Source organism: Agrobacterium sp. NPDC089420 (assembly GCF_044900305.1).
GTDB lineage: Bacteria > Pseudomonadota > Alphaproteobacteria > Rhizobiales > Rhizobiaceae > Agrobacterium.
In genome coordinates this window covers 188,377-210,453 of record NZ_JBJDMY010000002.1, presented here as the reverse complement: position 1 = coordinate 210,453, position 22,077 = coordinate 188,377, and the positions used below count along the sequence as shown (strand labels likewise).

General features: G+C 59.7%; 24 protein-coding genes. 21 read left to right on the top strand and 3 right to left on the bottom strand.

From position 1 onward, the window contains the following. The first annotated feature begins 141 nt into the window (after positions 1–141). The 5 genes from pmtA (at position 142) to ACI2KA_RS03580 (ending at position 3,547) form a co-directional block, all read left to right on the top strand. The gene (gene pmtA, locus ACI2KA_RS03600; RefSeq protein ID WP_404499295.1) at positions 142–735 is read left to right on the top strand and encodes a phospholipid N-methyltransferase PmtA; all 594 of its coding nucleotides are present in this window, start codon (positions 142–144) and stop codon (positions 733–735) included. 95 nt (positions 736–830) lie between these two features. Next, entirely contained in the window at positions 831–1,427 is a 597-nt protein-coding gene (locus ACI2KA_RS03595; RefSeq protein WP_404499293.1) for a histidine phosphatase family protein, read from the top strand. Between the two features lie 4 nt (positions 1,428–1,431). Next, complete coding sequence (gene pyrF / locus ACI2KA_RS03590; RefSeq protein ID WP_404499291.1) at positions 1,432–2,139, top strand: orotidine-5'-phosphate decarboxylase; 708 nt, start codon at positions 1,432–1,434, stop codon at positions 2,137–2,139. Positions 2,140–2,158: 19 nt separating this feature from the next. Further along, positions 2,159–2,446: a DUF1330 domain-containing protein gene (locus tag ACI2KA_RS03585; RefSeq protein WP_404499289.1), complete on the top strand. Its 288-nt coding sequence runs from the start codon at positions 2,159–2,161 to the stop codon at positions 2,444–2,446. A 120-nt stretch (positions 2,447–2,566) separates the two neighbouring features. Beyond that, complete coding sequence (locus ACI2KA_RS03580) at positions 2,567–3,547, top strand: complex I NDUFA9 subunit family protein (protein WP_404499287.1); 981 nt, start codon at positions 2,567–2,569, stop codon at positions 3,545–3,547. 585 nt (positions 3,548–4,132) lie between these two features. On the opposite strand, the gene ACI2KA_RS03575 is transcribed toward ACI2KA_RS03580, so the two are convergent. After that, a complete protein-coding gene (locus ACI2KA_RS03575) occupies positions 4,133–4,939 on the bottom strand; it encodes an undecaprenyl-diphosphate phosphatase (protein ID WP_404499285.1) in 807 nt (268 codons plus the stop codon). 159 nt (positions 4,940–5,098) lie between these two features. Between ACI2KA_RS03575 and ACI2KA_RS03570 the strand changes: the two genes are divergently transcribed. The 13 genes from ACI2KA_RS03570 (at position 5,099) to guaA (ending at position 18,613) form a co-directional block, all read left to right on the top strand. Further along, positions 5,099–5,791, top strand: a complete 693-nt coding sequence (locus tag ACI2KA_RS03570) for a glutathione S-transferase family protein (RefSeq protein WP_404499283.1) — start codon at positions 5,099–5,101, stop codon at positions 5,789–5,791. Positions 5,792–5,870: 79 nt separating this feature from the next. After that, positions 5,871–7,022 (top strand): tRNA epoxyqueuosine(34) reductase QueG, encoded by a 1,152-nt coding sequence (queG, locus tag ACI2KA_RS03565; protein WP_404499725.1) that lies wholly within the window; start codon positions 5,871–5,873, stop codon positions 7,020–7,022. Between the two features lie 3 nt (positions 7,023–7,025). After that, positions 7,026–7,898, top strand: coding sequence for an SDR family oxidoreductase (locus tag ACI2KA_RS03560; protein ID WP_404499282.1), 873 nt, complete (start codon positions 7,026–7,028; stop codon positions 7,896–7,898). Positions 7,899–8,325: 427 nt separating this feature from the next. Continuing rightward, positions 8,326–8,694, top strand: coding sequence for a septal ring lytic transglycosylase RlpA family protein (locus ACI2KA_RS03555; protein ID WP_059759243.1), 369 nt, complete (start codon positions 8,326–8,328; stop codon positions 8,692–8,694). Positions 8,695–8,755: 61 nt separating this feature from the next. Beyond that, positions 8,756–10,045, top strand: coding sequence for an RsmB/NOP family class I SAM-dependent RNA methyltransferase (locus tag ACI2KA_RS03550; RefSeq protein WP_404499279.1), 1,290 nt, complete (start codon positions 8,756–8,758; stop codon positions 10,043–10,045). 155 nt (positions 10,046–10,200) lie between these two features. After that, a complete protein-coding gene (locus ACI2KA_RS03545; RefSeq protein WP_404499277.1) occupies positions 10,201–11,478 on the top strand; it encodes an imelysin family protein in 1,278 nt (425 codons plus the stop codon). Between the two features lie 57 nt (positions 11,479–11,535). Continuing rightward, positions 11,536–13,059: a di-heme oxidoredictase family protein gene (locus ACI2KA_RS03540; protein WP_404499275.1), complete on the top strand. Its 1,524-nt coding sequence runs from the start codon at positions 11,536–11,538 to the stop codon at positions 13,057–13,059. Next, the gene (locus tag ACI2KA_RS03535; RefSeq protein ID WP_404499273.1) at positions 13,059–14,180 is read left to right on the top strand and encodes an imelysin family protein; all 1,122 of its coding nucleotides are present in this window, start codon (positions 13,059–13,061) and stop codon (positions 14,178–14,180) included. Before ACI2KA_RS03540 ends, ACI2KA_RS03535 begins: the two co-directional genes overlap by 1 nt. 4 nt (positions 14,181–14,184) lie before the next feature. Beyond that, entirely contained in the window at positions 14,185–15,279 is a 1,095-nt protein-coding gene (locus tag ACI2KA_RS03530; RefSeq protein ID WP_404499271.1) for a DUF1513 domain-containing protein, read from the top strand. A 51-nt stretch (positions 15,280–15,330) separates the two neighbouring features. Then, the gene (locus ACI2KA_RS03525) at positions 15,331–15,783 is read left to right on the top strand and encodes a TspO/MBR family protein (RefSeq protein ID WP_404499269.1); all 453 of its coding nucleotides are present in this window, start codon (positions 15,331–15,333) and stop codon (positions 15,781–15,783) included. Positions 15,784–15,867: 84 nt separating this feature from the next. After that, entirely contained in the window at positions 15,868–16,317 is a 450-nt protein-coding gene (locus tag ACI2KA_RS03520; RefSeq protein WP_404499267.1) for a PaaI family thioesterase, read from the top strand. After that, a complete protein-coding gene (locus tag ACI2KA_RS03515) occupies positions 16,314–16,952 on the top strand; it encodes a 5'-methylthioadenosine/S-adenosylhomocysteine nucleosidase (protein WP_404499265.1) in 639 nt (212 codons plus the stop codon). The genes ACI2KA_RS03520 and ACI2KA_RS03515 overlap by 4 nt, the downstream gene beginning before the upstream one ends. Positions 16,953–17,035: 83 nt before the next feature. Next, positions 17,036–18,613 carry a glutamine-hydrolyzing GMP synthase gene (gene guaA, locus ACI2KA_RS03510; protein WP_404499263.1) on the top strand — a complete coding sequence of 526 codons (1,578 nt, stop codon included), beginning with the start codon at positions 17,036–17,038 and terminating at the stop codon, positions 18,611–18,613. Between the two features lie 113 nt (positions 18,614–18,726). Here guaA and ACI2KA_RS03505 read toward each other — a convergent pair whose 3' ends face one another. Next, positions 18,727–19,377, bottom strand: a complete 651-nt coding sequence (locus ACI2KA_RS03505; RefSeq protein ID WP_404499261.1) for a TetR/AcrR family transcriptional regulator — start codon at positions 19,375–19,377, stop codon at positions 18,727–18,729. Between the two features lie 29 nt (positions 19,378–19,406). On the opposite strand from ACI2KA_RS03505, the gene ACI2KA_RS03500 reads away from it, so the two are divergent. Then, positions 19,407–20,027: an NADPH-dependent F420 reductase gene (locus ACI2KA_RS03500; protein ID WP_404499259.1), complete on the top strand. Its 621-nt coding sequence runs from the start codon at positions 19,407–19,409 to the stop codon at positions 20,025–20,027. An 18-nt stretch (positions 20,028–20,045) separates the two neighbouring features. On the opposite strand, the gene ACI2KA_RS03495 is transcribed toward ACI2KA_RS03500, so the two are convergent. After that, positions 20,046–20,447 carry a winged helix-turn-helix transcriptional regulator gene (locus ACI2KA_RS03495; protein WP_404499257.1) on the bottom strand — a complete coding sequence of 134 codons (402 nt, stop codon included), beginning with the start codon at positions 20,445–20,447 and terminating at the stop codon, positions 20,046–20,048. Positions 20,448–20,535: 88 nt separating this feature from the next. Here ACI2KA_RS03495 and ACI2KA_RS03490 point away from each other — a divergent pair, with 88 nt between their 5' ends. Both ACI2KA_RS03490 and ACI2KA_RS03485 read left to right on the top strand, forming a co-directional pair. Then, complete coding sequence (locus ACI2KA_RS03490; protein ID WP_404499255.1) at positions 20,536–21,270, top strand: SDR family NAD(P)-dependent oxidoreductase; 735 nt, start codon at positions 20,536–20,538, stop codon at positions 21,268–21,270. A gap of 74 nt (positions 21,271–21,344) precedes the next feature. After that, positions 21,345–21,947, top strand: coding sequence for an NADPH-dependent F420 reductase (locus ACI2KA_RS03485; protein WP_404499253.1), 603 nt, complete (start codon positions 21,345–21,347; stop codon positions 21,945–21,947). Positions 21,948–22,077: the final 130 nt, after the last annotated feature.

The window sequence follows — 22,077 nt, the reverse complement described above, 5'->3', positions numbered from 1 at the left end:
TTTTTTTGATTCGGGTGCCATCCGTTTCAAACCGCAAGCGAATTTTTCTAGTTACGACATTTTGCCTTGTTTTTGCGCCAAATGGGTTCAACATTGCGGTAACAGTTTTTTGACAATGACCAAATGCATCCGAGGGGAATTATGGCACTCAACCTGAAGCAACGCCTTGAACAGAAATTTGAGGAAGAAATCCGTTTTTTCAAAGGTATGGTCAGCCAGCCGAAAAAAGTCGGCGCCATTGTGCCGACATCGTCCATCACCGCAAAAAAAATGGCGAGCGTCATCAATCCCCATTCCGGCCTGCCGGTTCTCGAACTCGGTCCCGGCACCGGCGTCATCACCAAGGCAATCCTGGCGCGCGGCATCAAGCCGGAGAGCCTGACGGCCATCGAATATTCGACCGATTTCTACAACCAGCTGCTCAGAAGCTATCCCGGCGTCAACTTCGTCAATGGAGACGCCTTCGATCTCGATGCGACGCTTGGCGAACACAACGGCCAGATGTTCGACAGCGTCATTTCCGCCGTGCCGATGCTGAATTTCCCCATGGCCGCCCGTATCAAGCTTCTTGACGACTTGCTGAAGCGCGTGCCGCACGGCCGCCCCGTGGTGCAGATATCCTACGGTCCGATTTCCCCGATCGTGGCGCAGCCGCATCTCTACCATATCCGCCATTTCGATTTCATCGTGCGCAATATTCCGCCGGCACAATTGTGGACCTATACGCGGGCCTGATCACCCGGCAGAATGGGCGAGACCGTCATTTCGCGGTCGCAGCGGATGGTTAGGGTTTCGAATTGCCCTTTCCATCGCCCTGAGGACCGATTGTCATGCATGCGCTCTACATCACCCATCCCCAGGTCAAGATCGATCCAATGGTCCCCGTCCCGCAATGGGGACTTTCTGACAGGGGCGCCGAGCGGGCGCGGGAAGCGAGCCGCCTGCCCTGGGCGCGGCTGCTGCGCCGCATCGTTTCCAGTGCTGAAACCAAGGCGATCGAAACCGCCCGCATCCTGGCGGAAACCTCCGGCGCGAAAATAGAAATTATCGAGGCGATGCATGAAAACGACCGGTCCGCCACCGGCTTCCTGCCGCCGCCGGAGTTCGAAAAGGCGGCGGACTGGTTCTTCGCCAATCCTGAAGAGAGTTTTCACGGCTGGGAGCGGGCTATCGACGCGCAGGCGCGGATCGTCGACGCGGTCAAAGCCGTTCTCGACCGGCACGACCCGCAGCAGCCGATCGCTTTTGTCGGCCATGGCGGCGTGGGCACACTTTTGAAATGCCATGTTGAAGGCCGCGGCATCAGCCGCGCCAAGGACCAGCCCCCCGGCGGCGGCAATGTTTTCCACTTTTCCATATCCGAGTTTTCACTTGCAGCCGCGTCGCCCACATGCGACTGGACGGCAATGGAAACATGGCAGGGATAAGACAATGACCGCGCGCGAAAAACTCATCGTCGGGCTTGATGTTCCGACTGTGCAGCAGGCCGAAGACATCGTTTCGAAAATCGGCGACGAGGTACTGTTCTACAAGATCGGTTACCAGCTGGTATTCGCAGGCGGTCTCGAATTCGCGCGTGACCTCGTCCAGAGCGGCAAGAAGGTCTTTCTCGACATGAAGCTGCTCGATATCGACAATACCGTCGCCTCCGGCGTCGAAAACATCGCCCGCATGGGCATGTCGATGCTGACCCTGCATGCCTATCCGAAAGCGATGCGTGCTGCCGTCAAGGCCGCCGAAGGCTCCGGGCTCTGCCTGCTCGGCGTCACCGTGCTGACCTCCATGGACGATAGCGATCTTGCCGAGGCCGGTTACGCCTCCGACGCCCGTTCGCTGGTGCTGCGCCGGGCGGAACAGGCGCGCGAGGCGGGCATGGGCGGCATCGTCTGTTCCGCGGAAGAATCGACCGCCGTGCGCGCGATTCTCGGCCCGGACCTTGCTGTCGTAACCCCCGGCATTCGCCCCGCCGGCGCAGATCTCGGCGATCAGAAGCGGGTGATGACACCCTACGACGCCATCAAGGCCGGCTCGAGCCATCTGGTCGTCGCCCGCCCGATCGTCAGAGCGGACGACCCGAAGGCGGCGGCCCGCGCCATTCTGGATGACATGCTGCGCGCCAGCTTTCCGGCCAATCAATAGGGACACAGGAGGAGACAACATGCCCAAGGGATATTGGATCGCCCGCGTCGATGCGCGCGACAATGAGCGCTACAAGGACTATGTCGCGACGGCCAAGCCCGCCTTCGAGCGGTTCGGCGCCAATTTTCTGGCCCGTGGCGGCGCATTGACCGAGCTGGAGGGCAAGGCACGCGCACGCAACGTCGTCATCGAGTTTCCGTCCGTGCAGCACGCCATCGATTGCTACAATTCACCCGAATATCAGGCCGCAGCCAAAATCCGTCAGGAAATCGCCGATGCCGAGCTGATGATCGTCGAAGGAATTTGACCACCGTCAACCGCATTTGCAAAACCGGCCCCCGCGCCGCGACAACATGTCTTCACGCGCACGCGGCTTTGGGCTAAGAGACTGAAAAACGCTTTATCGACAGCTTCTGAGGAGCCTCCCATGACCTTGGCCAACCTTCCACCCCTCGTCACCGTTTTTGGCGGTTCGGGTTTTGTCGGGCGGCATGTCGTGAGAATGCTCGCCAAGCGCGGTTATCGCATCCGCGTCGCCGTGCGCCGCCCCGATCTCGCCGGTTTCCTGCAGCCGCTCGGCAATGTCGGCCAGATTTCCTTCGCCCAGGCGAACCTGCGTTATCGCGATTCCATCGTCAAAGCCGTCGAAGACGCGGACCATGTGGTCAATTGCGTTGGCATACTGACGGAAAGCGGCCGCAACACCTTTGACGCCGTGCAGGAATTCGGCGCGAAAGCCATTGCCGAGGCGGCCCGCGACGCTGGCGCCACGCTGACGCATATCTCCGCCATCGGCGCGGACGCCAATTCACCAACCGGTTATGGCCGCACCAAGGGCCGCGCCGAAGCCGCCATCCATTCGGTTCTGCCCGGCGCCGTCATCCTGCGTCCGTCCATCATTTTCGGACCGGAAGACGATTTTTTCAACAAATTCGCCAAGATGGCCCGCAGCCTGCCGTTCCTGCCGCTGATCGGTGGTGGAAAAACCAGGTTCCAGCCGGTCTATGTCGAGGATGTCGCGGAAGCGGTCGCCCGCAGTGTCGATGGCAAGCTGAAGCCCGGTGCCATCTATGAACTCGGCGGCCAGGACGTGATGACGTTCCGCGACTGTCTTGAGGCGGTTCTTGCCGCGACCTATCGTCAGCGTCCTTTCGTCAATCTGCCTTTCGGCATCGCCTCGACGATCGGCAAGATCGCATCGCTGGTGCCGCTGATTGCGCCGCCGCTGACGGCCGACCAGGTGACCATGCTGAAAAAAGACAATGTCGTTTCCGCCGACGCAGAAAAGAACGGTCTGACCCTGGAGGGCATCGGTATTACTCCCGTTCGCGTCGCTTCGGTTCTGCCGTCCTACATGGTGCAATACCGTCCGCACGGCCAGTTCTCCAACGCCGGAAAGGCAGCCTGAAGCCTCATCTTCGGAGCTCCTCGTCCAAAACGGAAGCGGGATCATTCCCGCTTTTTATTTTTGCGCGATTCAATTGCAACCAAACCGCTATTAGCGCATTTCCACCCAACTGAAGGGGATGTGCAGCATCGATAGGGGGCAATAAAAAGCCGGGTAAAAGTTAACGGCCATGAGGCCGCATTCCACAAGCGTGGCACAAGCGCAACTGTGGAAAAGACTTCGTATTAACCCGGTATTCAACAAGCTGCTTTATTGATATTCGCCACATTCCAAACATATCCCGAACCCTCAATTCACACACGGCGGCATGATCCGCGCGAACGAACGTCTGAAAGGCAATCATAAAATGGGCAGATCTATCGCACTCTTTTTTGCGTGTGCGGCTTTGGTGGTTCTGGCGGGTTCTTTCATGGCGCCGGGAACGGTGGCAGCGGGCAAGAGCGGTTGCGCTCCCGCATATGGCGTCGACCCCTGCGCAACGGCTTCTATCAGCGCCAACTGATCAGCCTTTCACAAATTTCAAACAAAAAGCGCCGCGGGTTTCCGGGGCGCTTTTTGTTTTTCGGTCCGATATGAAACTGCGGCTCAGCCTATGACCAGAAGCGCGACGAGACCCAGCGCACCGATGACGATGCGCCACCAGGCGAACGGCGCAAACCCACGCCGCGAGACGAAATCCAGCAGCGAACGCACAACGAAGAGGCCGGAGACGAAGGCAGCGATGAAGCCTACGGCAATCAGCGCGCTGTCATCGAAGCTCAGCGCATCGCGGTTCTTGTAGAGGTCGAGCACAAATGCGCCAAGCATGGTCGGCATCGCCAGAAAAAACGAGAACTCGGCGGCGGAGCGCTTGTCCGTGCCCATCAGCAACGCACCGACAATGGTGGCGCCAGACCGCGAGGTGCCGGGAATCATCGCAAGGCACTGGAAAAGGCCGATCTTGAAGGCGAGCGACGGCGGATAGTCCATGATGTCGGTATATTTCGGTTTCAGCGGCATGCGGTCGACCGCGAGCAATATGAAGCCGCCAACAATCAGCACGACACAAATGAGCATCGGCGTTTCGAACAGGACCGTCTTGATGAAGTCATGCGCGAGGGCACCGATCACCGCTGCCGGCAGGAAGGCGACGAGAACAGCCAGCACGAAACGGCGCGCCTTCGCACTTGTCGGCATCGCCACGGCGATCGATACAAGCTTTTGAAAATAAACCAGAAGGATCGCGAGGATCGCACCGAGCTGAATAAGCACGGCGAAGGTATTGCCGGGGGATTTGAAGCCGAGGAAATGCCCGGCCAGCAGCACATGCGCCGTCGAGGAAACGGGAATGAACTCCGTCAGACCTTCGATAATGCCCAGCAGAAGCGCGCTGATGATCGATTGGTCACCCATGAGGTATCCTTATTTTCAGGGGGAAAGTGGCAATGGAAGGCAATTGCGTTAAACTTGTTTTAAAGTAGCCAAGCTCTTATAGCGTCTTGATGAAGCGAAACTGAAAAAGTTTTCCGGCAAATGCCGATCATGACAACCAATCGTAAAAATTGAGTACCCATGCCCACTCTCTACCATTCTCCGATGTCGACCGCATCCCGGTTCGTTCGTCTGATCCTTGCGGAATACGGTTTCCAGACCGATCTCGTGGAAGAGCAGCCGTGGGAAAGACGACGGGAGTTTCTGGCGCTCAATCCAGCCGGCACCCTGCCGGTCTATGTCGACGACAATATGCGCTCGCTGAGCGGGCCTTACGTGCTTGCCGAGTTTCTTGACGAAACGCATGGGGTTTTGAAGCGCGATCGGCGGCTTCTGGCGGAAGACCCGTTTCAACGGGCCGAAATCCGCCGCCTGACGGAATGGTTTCTGCAGAAGATGGAAAATGACGTGACCCGGCCGCTGGTGCGCGAGCGGGTTTATAAATTGCAGATGACGACCGCGCAGGGCGGCGGGCCGCCGGATTCCAAGCTGCTGCGCACCGCCCGCAACAATATCCGCCAGCACATCAAATATCTGGAATGGCTGGCGGGGTCGCGCACATGGCTGGCCGGAGACCGGCTGAGCTATGCCGATCTTGCCGCCGCCGCCGCCGTCTCGGTTCTGGATTATCTCGGCGAGATCAACTGGCTCGAAGCGCCGATTGCCAAGGAATGGTATCAGCGGGTCAAGTCCCGCCCCTCCTTCCGCCCTTTCCTGAGCGAACGCATTCCGCGCCTCGCCCCCTCCTCCCACTACGCCGACCTGGATTTTTAAATCTCCATCTGCCGGTTATTTGCCGCAGACTGCGGCTCAGCCTATATATGTCGCAGAATAACCGGCAGGAGACACAACCATCGACGTTGCCAGCGACAAGCAGCGGATACGCGCGCGCAAGCTGACGGATTTCGTTCGTCGGGAGGCGCTTTCGCTTGGCTTCGATCTCTGTCGCATCACCACGCCCGACAGCATTCCTCTGGCACCGGAACGGCTGAGGCTGTTTCTCGACAGGGGTTACCACGGCACGATGGCGTGGATGGAGGAAACGGAAGCCCGCCGGGCAGAGCCGAAAACGCTGTGGGGCGACGTGCGCTCCATCGTCATGTTCGGTCTCAATTACGGCCCGGAGGAAGACCCACGCGATCTGCTTTCCAAACCGGACAAGGCCGCCATTTCGGTCTATGCCCGCAATCGCGATTATCACGACATCATCAAGGGGCGGCTGAAGGAAATCGCCACGCGTTTTGCCGCCCGCGCCGGCGAGGATGTGAAAGTCTTCGTCGACACGGCGCCGGTGATGGAAAAGCCTCTCGCCGCCGCCGCTGGGCTTGGATGGCAGGGCAAGCACACCAATCTCGTCAGCCGAACGCATGGGTCCTGGCTGTTTCTCGGCAGCATGTTCACCACCGCCGACCTCTGTCTTGACGAGGCAGAGAAGGATCATTGCGGCTCCTGCCGCGCCTGCCTCGATGCCTGTCCGACAGCGGCCTTCCCCGCGCCCTATCAGCTGGATGCGCGCCGCTGTATCTCCTATCTTACCATTGAGCACAAAGGGCCGATCCCGCACGAATTCCGGCCGATGATCGGCAATCGTATCTATGGCTGCGACGATTGCCTTGCCGCCTGCCCGTGGAACAAATTCGCGGCCAGCGCCTCAGAGATGAAGTTACAGGCGCGCGAGGATCTGAAGGAACCCGCCATCGCCTTCCTGCTGACGCTGGACGATACCACCTTTCGCAGTTTTTTCAGCGGCTCGCCCGTCAAGCGCATCGGCCGCAATCGTTTCATCCGCAATGTACTGATCGCGGCGGGCAACTCCGCAGACCGGCAATTCGTGGAACGATGCAAGGCGCTCGCCGAAACCGATCCTTCACCGGAGGTGCGCGGCATGGCCGCATGGGCCTTGTCACGGCTTATGGACAGGGAGGAATTCCGTACATACTCTGCCGGTCGTGCCCCGGAGCCCGATCCGGAGGCGGAAATGGAATGGCAACTGGCAGAGGCGTGACGCATGCAGGTGATGATTTTCGGCGCGGGATATTCCGGCAAGGCGATTTCAAACGCGTTGAAAACCGAAACTGTGGCTATCTCCGGCACCACGCGCAGTGAAGACAAGTTCGAGAGCCTCACCGCCGCGGGCATGACACCGTTCCTTTTCGATGGCGTCCATCTCAATGAAGATCTCCTTGCCGCAATGGGTCATGTGACGCATATCGTGCAATCCATCGCACCGGGCAAGGAAGGTGATCCGCTGCTTGCGCTTGCGGGCGAGGATCTGAAAAGGCTGCTGCCCAATCTCACATGGATGGCCTATCTTTCCACCGTCGGCGTTTATGGCGACCATGACGGCGCCTGGGTGGATGAAACGACGCCCTGCCGCCCGGTTTCCGCGCGATCCGTGGAGCGGGTGGCGGCGGAAACCGCCTGGGCAGCCGCGACCCAAAAGGCGGACGTACCGCTTTCCATATTGCGACTATCCGGAATTTATGGCCCCGGACGCAATGCTTTCATGAATTTCGAAAAGGGAACGGCGCGACGGCTGGTGAAGAAGGACCAGGTGTTCAATCGCATCCGGGTCGAGGATATCGGTGCGGCGCTTGCCTTTCTCATGCGGAAAAATGAACGCGGCATCTTCAACGTGACCGATGACGAACCCTGCCCGCCGCAGGACGTAGTGAGCTTCGCCGCGACGCTGATGGGTGTGGAACCTCCGCCCGAACAGGCGTTCGAGACCGCCGATCTGACGCCGATGGCGCGTTCCTTCTATGGCGAAAACAAGCGCGTTTCCAATGCCAGGATACGCCGCCTCGGCTTCGATTTCGGTTTTCCGGAGTATAAAAACTCCCTTCGGCAACTATGGGAAAACGGCCTTTGGCGCGGCTGAAAACCGCGTCGCCAAAAGCGATGAAAAATCCTTCCAAAGCCGCTTTCGCGGATGGTTTTCGTCTTATTTCAGCCAATTAGGATTTTATTAACCAAACAAAATTCGCTAAAATCATAGCAATTAGAAAAATATTTCACTCACATTTCGTGAAGTGAATTCACGAAGCCGTGACCTGCAACAGCATTTCGATTGCTCATTGATTCTGCGTTATTTTTTCCATTTTCTGACGTTCCTGCCAGAGCGACGCCTTTCCGGCTAAAGATCACAAATATTACAAGCTGTAACAGTTCGTGATTTGAGATCAGCTTTTTTTCGCCATTTTTCCCTCGCCCTACAATCTCGCATCAAAAGGCGTTCAGGCCAGTTCATGGTCGTTTAGCAAGGGCACAATCAATCGGCGCGGGGCCGATTTTCAGGGAAGTACAGTTTGTTGAATATCCGTCGTATAACTTTCACCGCTGCAACCATCGCCGCCTGTTCCATCATCGCGCCTCTTCAGGCGAATGCGGCAAATGGTTGCGGAGGCGCATCGTGGTATGCGTTGACCTCCAAGACTGCTTCGGGCGAGCGCATGAACGCCGCCAACCTGACCGCGGCTCACCGCTCCTTGCGGTTCGGCACCAAGGTCAAGGTGACCAATGCGCGCAACGGCAAGGCCGTTGTGGTGCGCATCAATGACCGCGGGCCGTTCATCAAGGGCCGCGTTCTCGATCTTTCGAAGGCAGCCGCCAAGAATATCGGTATGATCAATTCCGGCACCGCCAAGGTCTGCTACGAGGTCGTCAAGGCCGATTGAGCCTTGCCCTCGCCGCCATTCGCGTCTACCTACCGGGCTTATCAGCAAAATGAGGTAGACAATGCGTTTGGGCGGGCGTTTGGCCGGAGCAATCGAAGTATTGGCGGATATCGAGGGGCGCAGGCGTCCTGTCGCCGATGCTCTGAAGGATTGGGGCCTTGCCCATCGTTTTGCCGGATCCGGTGACAGGGCGGCAATCGGCAACATCGTCTACGACGCCCTGCGTATGAAACTGTCGCACGCCTGGATGATGGATGACGACAGCGCCGCCTCGCTTGGTTATGCCGTACTGTTGCGACAATGGGGCAAAGGCTTTTCGGAGCTGGCGGCGGAATTCGATGGCGACAGGTTCGCCCCCGCCGCACCCGATGCGGACAGGCAGCGGGCCTTTCTCTCCCGTTCCCTCGGTGATGCACCGGCCCATATTCAGGGCGATATTCCCGAATGGGTGCAAGCTTCCTTCGAAGCGGCGTTCGGAGAGCGTTGGCTCGCCGAGGCACAGGCGCTGAACGAGCGGCCGACGCTGGACCTGCGCGCCAACACGCTGAAGGCAAGCCGTGACAAGGTTTTGAAGGCACTTGAGGACAGCGGCGCGGAAGCCACCCGGATCGCCCGCCAGGGCGTGCGTATTCCCGCCGGCGAAGGCGCTTCCCGCCTGCCGAATGTGACCGCCGAACTCTCCTTCCAGAAAGGCTGGTTCGAGGTACAGGACGAGGGTTCGCAGATCGTCGCCGATCTTGCCGGCGCGCATGAGGGCGAACAGATTCTCGATTATTGCGCCGGTGGCGGCGGCAAGACGCTGGCCATGGCGGCCAGCATGAACAACAAGGGTCAGGTTCACGCCTTCGATGCCGACCGCAAGCGGCTTGCGCCGATCATCGAGCGGCTGAAGCGGGCCGGTACGCGCAACGTGCAGGTTCATGACCGTGCAGCGGGCCTTACGCCGTTTCAGGAAAAATTCGACCGCGTTCTGGTCGACGCGCCCTGCACCGGCACCGGAACATGGCGCCGCCGCCCCGACACCAAATGGCGGCTGACGGCACGCAATCTGGAAGAGCGCGTGCAGCAGCAGGGCGAAGCGCTTTCGCAGGCCAAGGGTTTCGTGCGCCCGGGCGGCGAGCTGCTTTATGTCACCTGTTCCGTTCTGCCGGAAGAAAACGAACGGCAGGTCAGGCGTTTCTGCGAGGAAAATTCCGAATTTTCCATCGGTTCCGCCCTGGAACGCTGGCAGACGATTTTCGGCGCAAATGCGAACAAGCCGCACTCATCGGACGGAAAGACAGTGACGTTGACGCCTGCAACCACAGATACCGACGGTTTCTTCTTCTGCTTGATGAAACGCAAAGCGTAAAAGCCGATTTGCACGCAGTGATTTTACTTGGGAAATACCCCATTGGCTTGTTTCAAAGCATTCTAAACTAGAATGTTTGACACAAGTTTGTGATTGGGTCAGAACTCGCTGGCCGCAGCGTGAAGTCTTTTCATGTCTGCCCAAGGAGAGGGATCATGATCCGCAAAACCATTCTCGGCGCGTCTTTCGCGTTTCTTGCCGCATCGGCGGCCTTCACCGCGCTTCCCGCCCAGGCCGCCACTGACGCTGCCGCTGTCGTCAAGCATTATGCCGATGTCGCGCACGCGAAATACGAGGATTCGCTGACCACGGCGAAGACGTTGGACAAGGCGATCGACGCTTTGATCGCAACCCCGAGCGAAGAAACCCTGAAGGCCGCCCGCGAAGCCTGGATCAAGGCGCGTGTTCCCTATCAGCAATCGGAAGTCTACCGTTTCGGCAATCCGATTGTCGATGAGTGGGAAGGCAAGGTGAACGCCTGGCCGCTGGATGAGGGACTTATCGACTATGTCGACGCTTCCTATGGCACGGAAAGCGACGAGAATGAACTTTATGTCGCAAACATCATCGCCAATCCGAAGATCAAGATCAGCGGTGAAGAGGTCGATGCCTCCAAGATCACTCCTGAGCTGATCGAGAGCCTGCACGAGGCGGGCGATGTCGAAGCCAATGTGACCACCGGTTACCACGCAATCGAATTCCTGCTCTGGGGCCAGGATCTGAACGGCACCGGACCCGGCGCCGGCAACCGCCCCTATACCGATTACGACAAGGCGAAATGCACCAACGGCAATTGCGACCGCCGCGCCGATTACCTGAAATCCGCATCCACTTTGCTGATCAAGGATCTGCAGGAGATGGTGGATGCCTGGGCGCCGGAAGGTGAAGCCACGAAGACGGTGGAAGCCGATCCGAAGGCGGGCCTCACCGCCATTCTCACCGGCATGGGCTCGCTCTCTTATGGTGAGCTCGCGGGTGAGCGCATGAAGCTCGGCCTTCTGCTGCACGATCCGGAAGAGGAGCATGATTGCTTCTCCGACAATACCTATAATTCCCATCTCAACGACGCCATCGGCATCGCTTCCGCCTATACCGGCGAATATACCCGCGTGGACGGCACGAAGATGACCGGCGCCTCGCTGTCGGAACTGGTCGGCGCCAAGGACAAGGCACTGAACGATGAAATGACGGCGAAGCTGAACAAGACGCTCGACGCCATGCACGTGATGGAAAAGCGCGCCCAGACAGTCGAGGCCTATGACCAGATGATCGGCGAAGGCAACAAGGAAGGCAACGCCGTGGTTCAGGCCGCCATCGACGGTCTCATCGACCAGACGAAGACCGTTGAACGCATCATCGCCGCACTCGATCTTGGCAAGATCGATCTCGAGGGTTCCGACAGCCTCGACAATCCGAACGCCGTCTTCAAATAAACGGCAAGACGGGCCGCAACTTCACTGCGGCCCGTTTACCATGCGCGCCTGACTGCCATGCAATTGTCACTGCCGCCGATCCGCAAGCCATTCTTCTTCGCCGGGGCAGCCTGTCTTCTGGCATCGGCAGCGCTTGCCGCACCGCTTCGCGATGATCTGACGGAGAAGGACAGAAGCCGCGTTCGCGCCGTGACCGCGCCGACCACGGATTTCACGAAGCCGGAGCCCTTCGAGGCCATGTCCGGCGGCGGAACGACCAGCACCGACAAACCCGACAATGGCGCATTTTCCCATCCTTCCGCCACGATGCCCGTTGAACGGCAGCAGGATTTCAAGCTCGGCAACGCGTTGTTCCAGAAGCTCTGGGTCTCCTCTCCTTCCTCCACCCAGGCCTCGGACGGGCTGGGGCCGCTTTATAATGCCCGCTCCTGCCAGACCTGCCACGTGAAAGACGGCAGGGGCCGCCCGCCTCTTGCCGGAGAAGATGCCGTCTCCCTGTTTCTGCGGCTGGCGCGGCCGGCTCGCGACGAGGCGGAACGTGCCGCAATCGCGCGCCATGAGGTACTGAATTTTCCCGACGAGACCTATGGCCGGCAGCTACAGAACCTTGCCATTCCCGGTCTCGCAGCCGAGGGCAGACCGGTCATTACCTACACCGAAATGGCGGTGCGCCTTTCGGACGGAGAGGTGGTGATGCTGCGCAAGCCCGCCTATACCGTGGCGGACCTGAGATATGGCCCGCTTGAAGCCGATACGACGCTTTCGGCGCGGATCGCCATGCCCACTCTCGGGCTTGGCCTGATCGAAGCGATCAGCGAGGCCGACATTCTGGCCAAAGCCGACCCCGATGACAAAGATGGCGACGGTATTGCCGGGCGTCCGGCATGGGTGAGGGACCATCGCACCGGCGAGATAAAACTCGGACGGTTTGGCTGGAAAGCCCAGAATGCAAGTGTTCGCGACCAGAGCGCCAGCGCCTTCTCCCACGATATCGGCATCTCCACACCGGACGCACCGAACGCCTATGGCGATTGCACCGATGCCCAGAAGGACTGTCTGGCCATGCCGACAGGCGTGCAGCCGCGGCTGGGACCGGTCGAAGCCCCGGACCCGGTTCTCGATCTCGTGACCTTCTACACCGAAAACCTCGCCGTGCCACAGCGACGCAATGCCGGCGACCCGGCCGTTCTCAAGGGCAAGCAGCTTTTTTACACATCCGGCTGCACCGCCTGCCATACGCCGAAATTCGTCACGCGCCGCGATGCCGGCGACCCGATGCACTCTTTCCAGCTGATCTGGCCCTATTCGGATTTTCTCTTGCATGACATGGGAGAGGAGCTTGCCGATGGCCAGCAGGTGGGCGAAGCAAACGGCAGACAGTGGCGCACCCAGCCGCTCTGGGGCATCGGCCTGACGCAGAGGGTGAACGGCAACGGCTTTTACCTGCATGACGGGCGCGCGCGCAGCCTGACGGAAGCGATATTGTGGCACGGCGGTGAAGGACAAAAAGCGCGCGACGTCTTTGCCGCCTTGCAAAAATCCGACCGGCAGGCTTTGCTGGCCTTTCTGGAGTCCCTTTGATGAGACATGCCATGCGAAAAATCTCCGGCCTCTTTTCCGTGCTGCTGCTTTTGACCACGCCGCCCGCAATGGCGCAGGATGTGGAACTGATGCCGCCGCCGCCGCTCGATCCCGTACAGGTGCGGGGCGTGATGGAAAAGGCGGTCAACGGCTTCATCCGCCCCGGCTATGACCACTTCCGGCAATCGGCAGACAGGCTGGAAGACAGCATGAAGGCTTTCTGCGCCGCACCCTCCAAAACGACGAATGAGGCGGCCAAAGCGGCCTTTGCCGACACGGTGCTGAACTGGTCCACCATCGAGATCGTGCGGGTCGGCCCTGTCATCGAACAGAACCGCTTCGAACGTGTGCTTTATTATCCCGACAAGAAGGGTCTCGGTCTGAAACAGGTACAACGTTACCTCTCGGAAAAAGACGAGAGCGTGACCAGTGCCGATGGCCTGAGGGGCAAGAGCGTCGCCGCACAAGGCCTTGGCGCACTGGAATTTGTGCTTTACGGCACGGGCGCGGACGAGCTGCTTGATAAAAAGGGCGATTTCCGCTGCCGCTTCGGCGCGGCCATCGCCGGCAATATCGCCAATGTGGCGGTAGAGCTTTCCGACAGCTGGAACGCGCCCGATGGCGCTCAGAAAAACTGGACCCAGCCCGGAGCGGACAATCCCGTCTTTCGCGACGAGCGCGAGGCGCTGGTTGCCCTGCTCGGCATTCTCGTGCACGGTTCCGAGGCGATCCGCGACCAGCGGATCGAGACCTTCTACAAGGGGCCGGACAAAGCGAGATTTCCCCGCACTGCCATTTACTGGCGCTCCGGCCTGACCTGGAAGAGCATCTCTGCCAATATCAAGGCCGTTCAGACCCTGTTGCATACAGCCGATATGGTCAAACTCGTGCCGCCCGACCAGCGCTCCATCGTCAATTCCATCGACTTCATCGCCAAATCGATGATCCGCATTGCCGGCACGATCGATACGGACGTCGAGAAGGCGCTGGACAAGGATGATCAGCGCGCCAAGGTCGATTACCTGCTGCTCAACGGCAAAGACCTGATCTATCGCCTTAACGACCAGTATGGCGGCGCCATCGGCCTCAGTTCCGGTTTTTCCTTCGCCGATGGGGACTAAACCGATGACGTCCGGCACCAAACGGATGCTGATAGATCGGCGCAGCTTCATCAAGGCGGCTGGCGTTCCCTTCCTTGCCGCTCTGGCTCCCCATTCACTTTACGCGCTTGAACAGGCAGACGCGGTCTTCGCCTCCGCCTTCCGCGCCCGTGACGGCTCCTACGGCATTGCGACAGTAAGCGAGCGCGGCGAGATCATCGACCGTGTTGCGCTTCCCGCCCGCGCCCATGGAATGGCGACAAGCCACGTGACGGGCATGACAGTGGCCTTTGCGCGCCGGCCCGGCACCTTCTTCATGGCCTTCGATCCCGCGCGGCACCGCGAACCAATCGTGATGCATACGCCGGCGAACCGCCATTTTTACGGTCACGGCCAATTCTCCCCCGATGGCGCCGTGCTTTATGCCAGCGAAAATGACTTCGACGGCAATCGCGGCGTTGTCGGGCTCTACGACGCCCGAAACGGATTTACCCGCATCGGCGAATATGACGCATATGGCGTCGGCACCCATGACATGACGGTGAGCGATGACGGGCGGCTGATCGTGATCGCCAATGGCGGCATCGAAACCCACCCGGATTTTGGCCGCACAAAACTCAATATCGACAACATGCAACCATCCCTCGTGCTGCTGGATGCCGCAACGGGTCAGTTGATCCAGAAACACGCGATGCCGGACCGGCTGCGGCAGCTTTCCACCCGTCATGTCGACCTTGGCGATGACGGCCGCATCTGGTTCGCCTGCCAATATGAGGGGCCACGCAACGATCTGCCGCCGCTGGTCGGCCATTTCGCCGAAGGCGAGGATGTGGCTTTCGTCGATCTGCCGGAGGAAACGACGGTGCGCCTTGCCAATTATGTCGGGGCCATCGCCGTCAACCGTCGCGAGGGGCTGGTGGGCCTGACATCGCCCAATGGCAATGCCGCCGTGACGCTCAGTGCGAAAACCGGGCGGGTGGTTTCAGAGATGAGCGTGCGGGAAGCAGCGGGCGTCGCCCCTGCCGCCAAGGGCATTGCGGTTTCATCCTATGACGGATTTTTCGAGACGCTGCGCAGCGACGTGGCATGGGACCAGCATATCGTGCGCGTATCCAGCTAAAATACTGAAAAGGCACGGGAACAAAAGCCCGGCAGGCGCATTGGATGGGTCATGAAAAACCTGACCGTGTACGTTGTTTTTGTGGTTGTCGTTGTTGCCATCGGGGCGCTGATCGGCGTCAACAATGTGCCGGGCGAATGGTATCAATCGCTGCAGAAACCGTTCTTCAATCCACCCAACTGGATCTTCGGGCCGGTCTGGACAACGCTCTATGTGCTGATCGGCATCGCCGGCGCACGCACATGGATCAGAAAACGCATGGGAACGCGCATGCGGCTCTGGTTCACACAGATGGTGCTGAATTTCCTGTGGTCGCCGATCTTTTTCGGCATGCAAAGCCCGGCAGGCGCACTGGTCATCATCCTACCGATGCTGGTCTGCATTCTTGCTTTCATAGCATTGACCTATCGCCGCGACCGCATATCCATGTGGCTTTTTGTGCCCTATGCCCTGTGGGTCGCCTTTGCCACGGTCCTCAATGCAAGTATCGGCATGCTGAATTAAGCCTTTTCGCCGCACCGCCCTTGCCTTGCCCGCCGCCACGCGCCATGTCAGTTTGGGATTGGATTTAAAGCAGGCAGGTAGGCCATGGAGATCACGGATCCCGGCGATTTTCGTCAGCGGATAGAAAGAAGCTTTGCACGACAGGGCGTGGTGCAGGCCATCAATGCCGAAATAAGCCGTATCGAACACCGGCTGGTGGAAATCGAACTGCCCTTCCATGAAAAGCTGACCCAGCAGCACGGCATATTGCATGCCGGCGTCATCGCCGCCGGTCTCGACACCGCCTGCACTTACGCCGCCTATACGATCATCGAGCCGGAAGCCTCGCTGCTGACCATCGAGTTCAAGGTCAATCTCATGTCGCCGGGCCGCGGTGAGCGGTTCCTGTTTCGTGGCGAAATCATCAAGCCCGGCAACAACCTGATCGTCGCCGATGGCCGTGCCTATGCGCTGACCGACGGACCGGCAAAGCTGATCGCCTCCATGACGGGAACGATGATGGTGGTGAAGGGGCGCGAGGATATTACCGGATGAGCTACCGGCTTTTGCATGTTGCGGATAAATCCGTTCTTTTCGTCATGGCTGCTTCCGCCGAATATGGTCCCCACCTGCAGGCACGCATTACGCCGCTGATGACCGGCGTTGGGCCGGTTGAAGCGGCGATTGCGGTCACGGCCGTTCTTGCCGGTCTCGATACGGCGGACCATCTGCCGGACCTCGTGGTTTGTCTCGGTTCGGCCGGTTCCCGTACGCTGGAACAGACCGGCATCTATCAGGCGATTTCAGTGTCCTATCGCGACATGGATGCCTCGGCTTTCGGTTTTGACAAGGGGCGCACGCCGTTTCTCGACCTGCCGGCCGAGGTGGCCCTGCCCTTCCGGATACCCGATGTTTCCGAGGCGCGGCTTTCCACCGGCGGCAATGTGGTTTCCGGTGCAGCCTATGGCTCGATTGACGCCGATATGGTGGAAATGGAAACCTATGCCGTTTTGAGGGCCTGCCAGCGCTTCGGCGTGCCCCTCATCGGCCTGCGCGGTATTTCCGACGGCAAGGCCGATGTGAACCATGTGGACGACTGGACGGAGTATCTGCACATCATCGATGAAAAGCTGGCAGATGCCGTCGACCGGCTCTGCCGCGCCATTGAAGAGGGCGTGATCGCCCTTTGAAACCTTGCGGTTTTCGCAAATTTCCGCTGTTTGACGCCCGCTTCCGGGTTGCCTAAAGCCCCGGTTTTCTTTAAAGGCTCGCCATGACCCAGATAGCCCATCCCGACAGCATTCTCATCATCGATTTCGGCAGCCAGGTGACGCAGCTTATTGCGCGCCGCATCCGCGAAGCCGGGGTCTATTGCGAAATCCATCCATTCCAGAATGCCGCAGAGGCGTTTGAGAAGCTTCAGCCCAAGGGCGTGATCTTCTCCGGCGGCCCCGCATCCGTAACGGCGGAAGGCAGCCCGCGCGCGCCGCAGGCGGTGTTCGACAGCAAGGTTCCGATCCTCGGCATCTGCTATGGTCAGCAGACACTCTGCACGCAATTGGGCGGCGTCGTCGAGGGCGGCCATGCGGCGGAATTCGGCCGTGCCGATATCGACATCAAGAAGGCGAGCCCGCTGTTTGACGGCTTCTGGGAACAGGGCAAAAGCTATCCGGTCTGGATGAGCCATGGCGACCGCGTGACGAAACTGCCGGAAGGTTTCGAGGTTATCGCAACGTCCGAAAACGCACCGTTCGCCATCGCAGCCGATGAGACGCGTCACTATTACACCACCATGTTCCACCCGGAAGTGGTGCACACGCCGGACGGCGGCAAGCTGCTGTCCAACTTCGTTCACAAGATCGTCGGGCTGAAATCCGACTGGACGATGGCGGCCTATCGTGCCGAGATGATCCGCAAGATCCGCGAGCAGGTCGGTACCGGCCGCGTGCTCTGCGCGCTTTCCGGCGGCGTCGATTCCTCGGTTGCGGCCATCCTTATCCATGAAGCGATCGGCGACCAGCTGACCTGCGTTTACGTCGACCATGGCCTGATGCGGCTTGGCGAAAGCGAGCAGGTGGTCGGCATGTTCCGCGACCACTACAATATTCCGCTTGTTCATGTTGACGCCGCCGACCTGTTCCTTGGGGAATTGTCGGGCGTTTCCGATCCGGAAGTGAAACGCAAGACCATCGGCCGCCTGTTCATCGAGGTTTTCGAAGCCGAAGCGGCCAAGATCGCCGCCGATGGCAAGGGTGCGCCGAATTTCCTGGCGCAGGGCACGCTTTACCCGGACGTCATCGAAAGCGTTTCCTTCTCCGGCGGCCCTTCCGTCACCATCAAGAGCCACCACAATGTCGGCGGTCTTCCCGAGCGCATGAACATGCAGCTCGTCGAGCCGCTGCGCGAGCTCTTCAAGGATGAAGTGCGCACCCTTGGCCGCGAACTCGGCCTGCCGGACAGCTTCATCGGCCGCCATCCCTTCCCCGGTCCGGGTCTGGCGATCCGCTGCCCCGGTGCGATCACCCGGGAGAAGCTCGATATCCTGCGCAAGGCGGATGCGATCTATCTCGACGAAATCCGCAAGGCCGGTCTCTATGACACCATCTGGCAGGCCTTCGCCGTGCTTCTGCCGGTGCAGACCGTGGGCGTGATGGGCGACTACCGCACCTATGATTTCGTCTGCGCGCTACGCGCGGTGACGTCCGTGGATGGCATGACGGCGGATTTCTATCCCTACGACATGAATTTCCTCGGCCGCGCGGCAACCCGCATCATCAACGAGGTGCGCGGCATCAACCGTGTCGTCTACGACGTGACCAGCAAGCCGCCAGGCACGATCGAGTGGGAGTGATCTTTACACTCTCGATCAATATCCAAAAATAAGTCGCGATACGGAAAACCCACTGAAAATCGTGTCGGTTTTCCGGTCCCGATTGGGTAACACTGCAGCTTGCACAAGGCATTTCAGCCTCCAGACTTATTTGTCAGGATGGTGCTTGTAACAAGACGAACGAGATGATCGGCCCGCGGCGCGAACGAGGGTTGATCAACCGCCCAGCCGAGCGCCGTCATCAAAGCGAAAAGGTCGTCCCCATTCATATCTGCGCGCGCCGCACCTCCGGCCTGGGCTCTTACCAGCAGGCGCGCGGTCGCTGAATGCACCGCTGCACATGACGCATAAAGCGCGGAGTCCGGATTTGTATGAGCGGCCGCCATCATCGCAACAACGCCCCGATAGCTTTGGGCGAATACCAGCCACTCACGACACCATATTACGAGCGCTTCGCCAGGTGCATTCGACCTTTCAAGCTCGCCCGCCTTGTGCGTCAGCGCGTCCAGCTTCGTACACAGCAACGCTTCGAAGAGGGCTTCTCTTGTCGGGAAATGACGCAACAGCGTGGCCAGCCCTACTTCGGATCGGCGCGCGATATCACGCATAGATATGTCGGCGCCATGTTCGCTGACCGCCTCACGCGCAACCCCGAGGATATGGCTGTAATTTTTTCTGGCGTCGGCGCGCATGGCTTCCCTTGATAAATGGATCGCCGATCCGTATATTTGGATCACCGATCCATTTAAGGCATTCGGATCAGCGATCCACAAGGCATAGCGCATGAATGCGCTTGAAAACAGAGGCGACCGGCATGAGCACTATCAGCATGATTGGCGCCGGGACAATGGCGACCGCAATCTCGGGCCGCATTGCCAAGGCCGGACACACGATCGAGGTGGTAAACCGCGACTCCGCAAAGGCGCTGGCGCTGACAGAAAAGCTCGGCTCACGCGCGACCACAGGAACCTACGGTGCCGTGCCGACGGGCGACATCGTAATCCTCGCTGTGCCGTATTCCGGTGCGGCGGCGGTCGTGGCCGACTTCGGGGAGGCGCTCGACGGCAAGGTCGTCGTCGACATTACGAACCCGATCGCCCCCGATCTTTCCGGCCTTGTCACGCCCTTTGGCAGTTCCGGCGCGCAGGAGATTGCTCAAAGCCTCCCCGCCGGCGCACATCTCGTGAAGGCGTTCAACACGATCTTCGGCCACGTGCTCGCCAAGGGCGGATGCCTCGACGCATTCATCGCAGCCGATGATGCGGACGCAAAAGCACGCGTCTCCATCTTTCTGGAAAGTCTCGGGCTTCGTCCCTTCCACGTCGGAGGTTTGCAGATGGCCCAGACGCTGGAGGCGGCCGGCCTGATGATGATCGGCTTGGCCAAGAACGGTGCTGGCACCTGGGACTTTGCTCTGAACATCGATCGCTGCTGAATACGGAGTTGCTCGCCGCTATCCGCCCACCACGTCGTCCAAACCGTCACGGTCGGCAAAAATACCTTCCATTTCAGCCCTGTTGCGGGTTCCCCAGGTGCATAACGGGACGATCGCGGCTGCCAGGCTGCGGCCAAGGTCGGTCAGAGCGTAATCCACACGGGGCGGGACCTCCTTGTAATCCGTCCGCGTCAGCACGCGGTCGGCCTCCAGTTCCTTCAATTGCTGGATCAGCACCTTGTCGCTGACACCCTCGATGGTGCGCTTGAGTTCGCCATAGCGCTTCGGGCCGTCGAGCAGAAAATACAGGATCAGCGGCTTCCACTTGCCCGCGATGATGCGAAGCGTGACGGCGAGACCATGGGAATAGCCCATGCCGCAGTTGGGTGAAGTTTCGCAATCGTCAGACGGTTTCGGCATTTTTTTCCATACTTACCAAAAGGTGCATACTTGAGGTCAGGTAACCATCATCTTAGCTTCAATGCAAGCGAAACGAGGGATACACATCATGACCAGACTGAATGGAAAGACCGCGGTCATTACCGGGGGTGCGACCGGCATCGGGCTTGCCGCCGCAAGGCGTTTCATAGAGGAAGGCGCGTTCGTCTTCATCTTCGGTCGGCGGCAGGAGGCGCTCGACGCCGCTGTGACAATACTCGGCCCCAATTCCCGGGCGGTAAAGGGCTCGGTCTTCGACGAGGCCGACCTCGACAGGCTCTATACAGCCGTTAAGGCTGAACGTGGAACCCTCGATATCGTCTTCGCCAATGCGGGGGCGGGAAGCCCGCTTCCGCTCGGCCAGATCACCGCCGCACATATTGACGAAACCTTCGACACCAATGTGAAAGGCACGATCTTCACGGTTCAGAAAGCGCTGCCGCTGATGGGCACGGGCGGTTCGATCATCCTGACCGGATCGAGCGCCGGCACCACCGGCGCGCCCGCCTTCACGGCCTATAGCGCGAGCAAGGCTGCGGTGCGCAATCTTGCGCGAACCTGGGCGGAGGACCTGAAGGGCACCGGCATCCGGGTAAACGTGCTGTCGCCCGGCGCAACGGCGACCGAACTCGCCAAGGCGGCGCTGGGCGAGGAGGGCCAGAAGGCCTATGGCGCGATGACCCCGCTCCAACGCATGGCCGATCCGGCGGAGATCGGAGCGGCGGCTGCCTTTCTCGCATCGCCGGACAGCAGCTTCATGACAGCCAGCGAAGTCGCCGTTGACGGCGGTCTGGCGCAACTCTGACGCCCGGCGCCCTTGCGCTTCGTCATTCGAGTATTTGGAACTCCGTGGCGCAAGGTTAAACACAAGGAGAACACATGCATTACGCAATCATCGGCTTCGGCAATATCGGTCAGGCCCTGGCCAAAGCCTTTGCCCGGAGCGGCATCGAAGTATCCGTCGCAACGGGGCGCGATCCGGAAAACATTGCGTCCGCTGCGGCCGCGATCGGCCCCACCGTTACAGCCAAGACCCTTGCGGACGCCATCAAGGCAGACGTCATCTTTTTGGCTGTCCGCTTCGAGGTGCATCCGGAAGTCGCGAAGGCGCTCCCCAGCTGGTTGGGGAAGACCGTCATTGATGTGACCAATGCCTATGGCGTGCCGCCCGAGGAACTGGGCGGACAGCCTTCTTCCAGGTTCGTCGCGCAAGCATTCACTGGCGCAAGACTGGTCAAGGGCTTCAACCATCTGATCGCTGCCACCCTTGCACAAGATCCGGCCGGTCATGGTGGCAGGAGGGTCGTGTTCCTCGCAAGCGACGACGACACCGCCGCGACGGAGATTGGTGTCCTTGCGGATAAGCTGGGTTTCGCACCCATCAAGCTCGGCGGGCTTTCGGAAGGCGGGCTACTTATACAAGCGCGGGGCAACAGCTGGGGTCAACTCATCTTCAACGACTTGGTCAAGTTCGACGGTTGACTGTCGGGCGCTGACCCGCTTGCGCTCATGGCTGCCGTTATTCACCACAAACAGCCGCGTCGGGCGAAGGGCTGGAGAGATGTCTGACACTCAACGGGCAGACTGTTATCGCATCCAATGGGATCATCTC

Bases quoted from the DNA above. Each gene is read 5' to 3' on its own strand.
- ACI2KA_RS03520 (WP_404499267.1), top strand. From the start codon at position 15,868: ATGGAGATCACGGATCCCGGCGATTTTCGTCAGCGGATAGAAAGAAGC.
- guaA (WP_404499263.1), top strand. From the start codon at position 17,036: ATGACCCAGATAGCCCATCCCGACAGCATTCTCATCATCGATTTCGGC.
- ACI2KA_RS03485 (WP_404499253.1), top strand. From the start codon at position 21,345: ATGCATTACGCAATCATCGGCTTCGGCAATATCGGTCAGGCCCTGGCC.
- pyrF (WP_404499291.1), top strand. From the start codon at position 1,432: ATGACCGCGCGCGAAAAACTCATCGTCGGGCTTGATGTTCCGACTGTG.
- pmtA (WP_404499295.1), top strand. From the start codon at position 142: ATGGCACTCAACCTGAAGCAACGCCTTGAACAGAAATTTGAGGAAGAA.
- ACI2KA_RS03505 (WP_404499261.1), bottom strand. From the start codon at position 19,377: ATGCGCTATGCCTTGTGGATCGCTGATCCGAATGCCTTAAATGGATCG.
- ACI2KA_RS03545 (WP_404499277.1), top strand. From the start codon at position 10,201: ATGATCCGCAAAACCATTCTCGGCGCGTCTTTCGCGTTTCTTGCCGCA.
- ACI2KA_RS03570 (WP_404499283.1), top strand. From the start codon at position 5,099: ATGCCCACTCTCTACCATTCTCCGATGTCGACCGCATCCCGGTTCGTT.
- ACI2KA_RS03540 (WP_404499275.1), top strand. From the start codon at position 11,536: ATGCAATTGTCACTGCCGCCGATCCGCAAGCCATTCTTCTTCGCCGGG.
- ACI2KA_RS03580 (WP_404499287.1), top strand. From the start codon at position 2,567: ATGACCTTGGCCAACCTTCCACCCCTCGTCACCGTTTTTGGCGGTTCG.
- ACI2KA_RS03490 (WP_404499255.1), top strand. From the start codon at position 20,536: ATGACCAGACTGAATGGAAAGACCGCGGTCATTACCGGGGGTGCGACC.
- ACI2KA_RS03585 (WP_404499289.1), top strand. From the start codon at position 2,159: ATGCCCAAGGGATATTGGATCGCCCGCGTCGATGCGCGCGACAATGAG.
- ACI2KA_RS03535 (WP_404499273.1), top strand. From the start codon at position 13,059: ATGAGACATGCCATGCGAAAAATCTCCGGCCTCTTTTCCGTGCTGCTG.
- ACI2KA_RS03530 (WP_404499271.1), top strand. From the start codon at position 14,185: ATGACGTCCGGCACCAAACGGATGCTGATAGATCGGCGCAGCTTCATC.
- ACI2KA_RS03560 (WP_404499282.1), top strand. From the start codon at position 7,026: ATGCAGGTGATGATTTTCGGCGCGGGATATTCCGGCAAGGCGATTTCA.
- ACI2KA_RS03500 (WP_404499259.1), top strand. From the start codon at position 19,407: ATGAGCACTATCAGCATGATTGGCGCCGGGACAATGGCGACCGCAATC.
- ACI2KA_RS03595 (WP_404499293.1), top strand. From the start codon at position 831: ATGCATGCGCTCTACATCACCCATCCCCAGGTCAAGATCGATCCAATG.
- ACI2KA_RS03495 (WP_404499257.1), bottom strand. From the start codon at position 20,447: ATGCCGAAACCGTCTGACGATTGCGAAACTTCACCCAACTGCGGCATG.
- ACI2KA_RS03515 (WP_404499265.1), top strand. From the start codon at position 16,314: ATGAGCTACCGGCTTTTGCATGTTGCGGATAAATCCGTTCTTTTCGTC.
- ACI2KA_RS03525 (WP_404499269.1), top strand. From the start codon at position 15,331: ATGAAAAACCTGACCGTGTACGTTGTTTTTGTGGTTGTCGTTGTTGCC.
- ACI2KA_RS03550 (WP_404499279.1), top strand. From the start codon at position 8,756: ATGCGTTTGGGCGGGCGTTTGGCCGGAGCAATCGAAGTATTGGCGGAT.
- ACI2KA_RS03575 (WP_404499285.1), bottom strand. From the start codon at position 4,939: ATGGGTGACCAATCGATCATCAGCGCGCTTCTGCTGGGCATTATCGAA.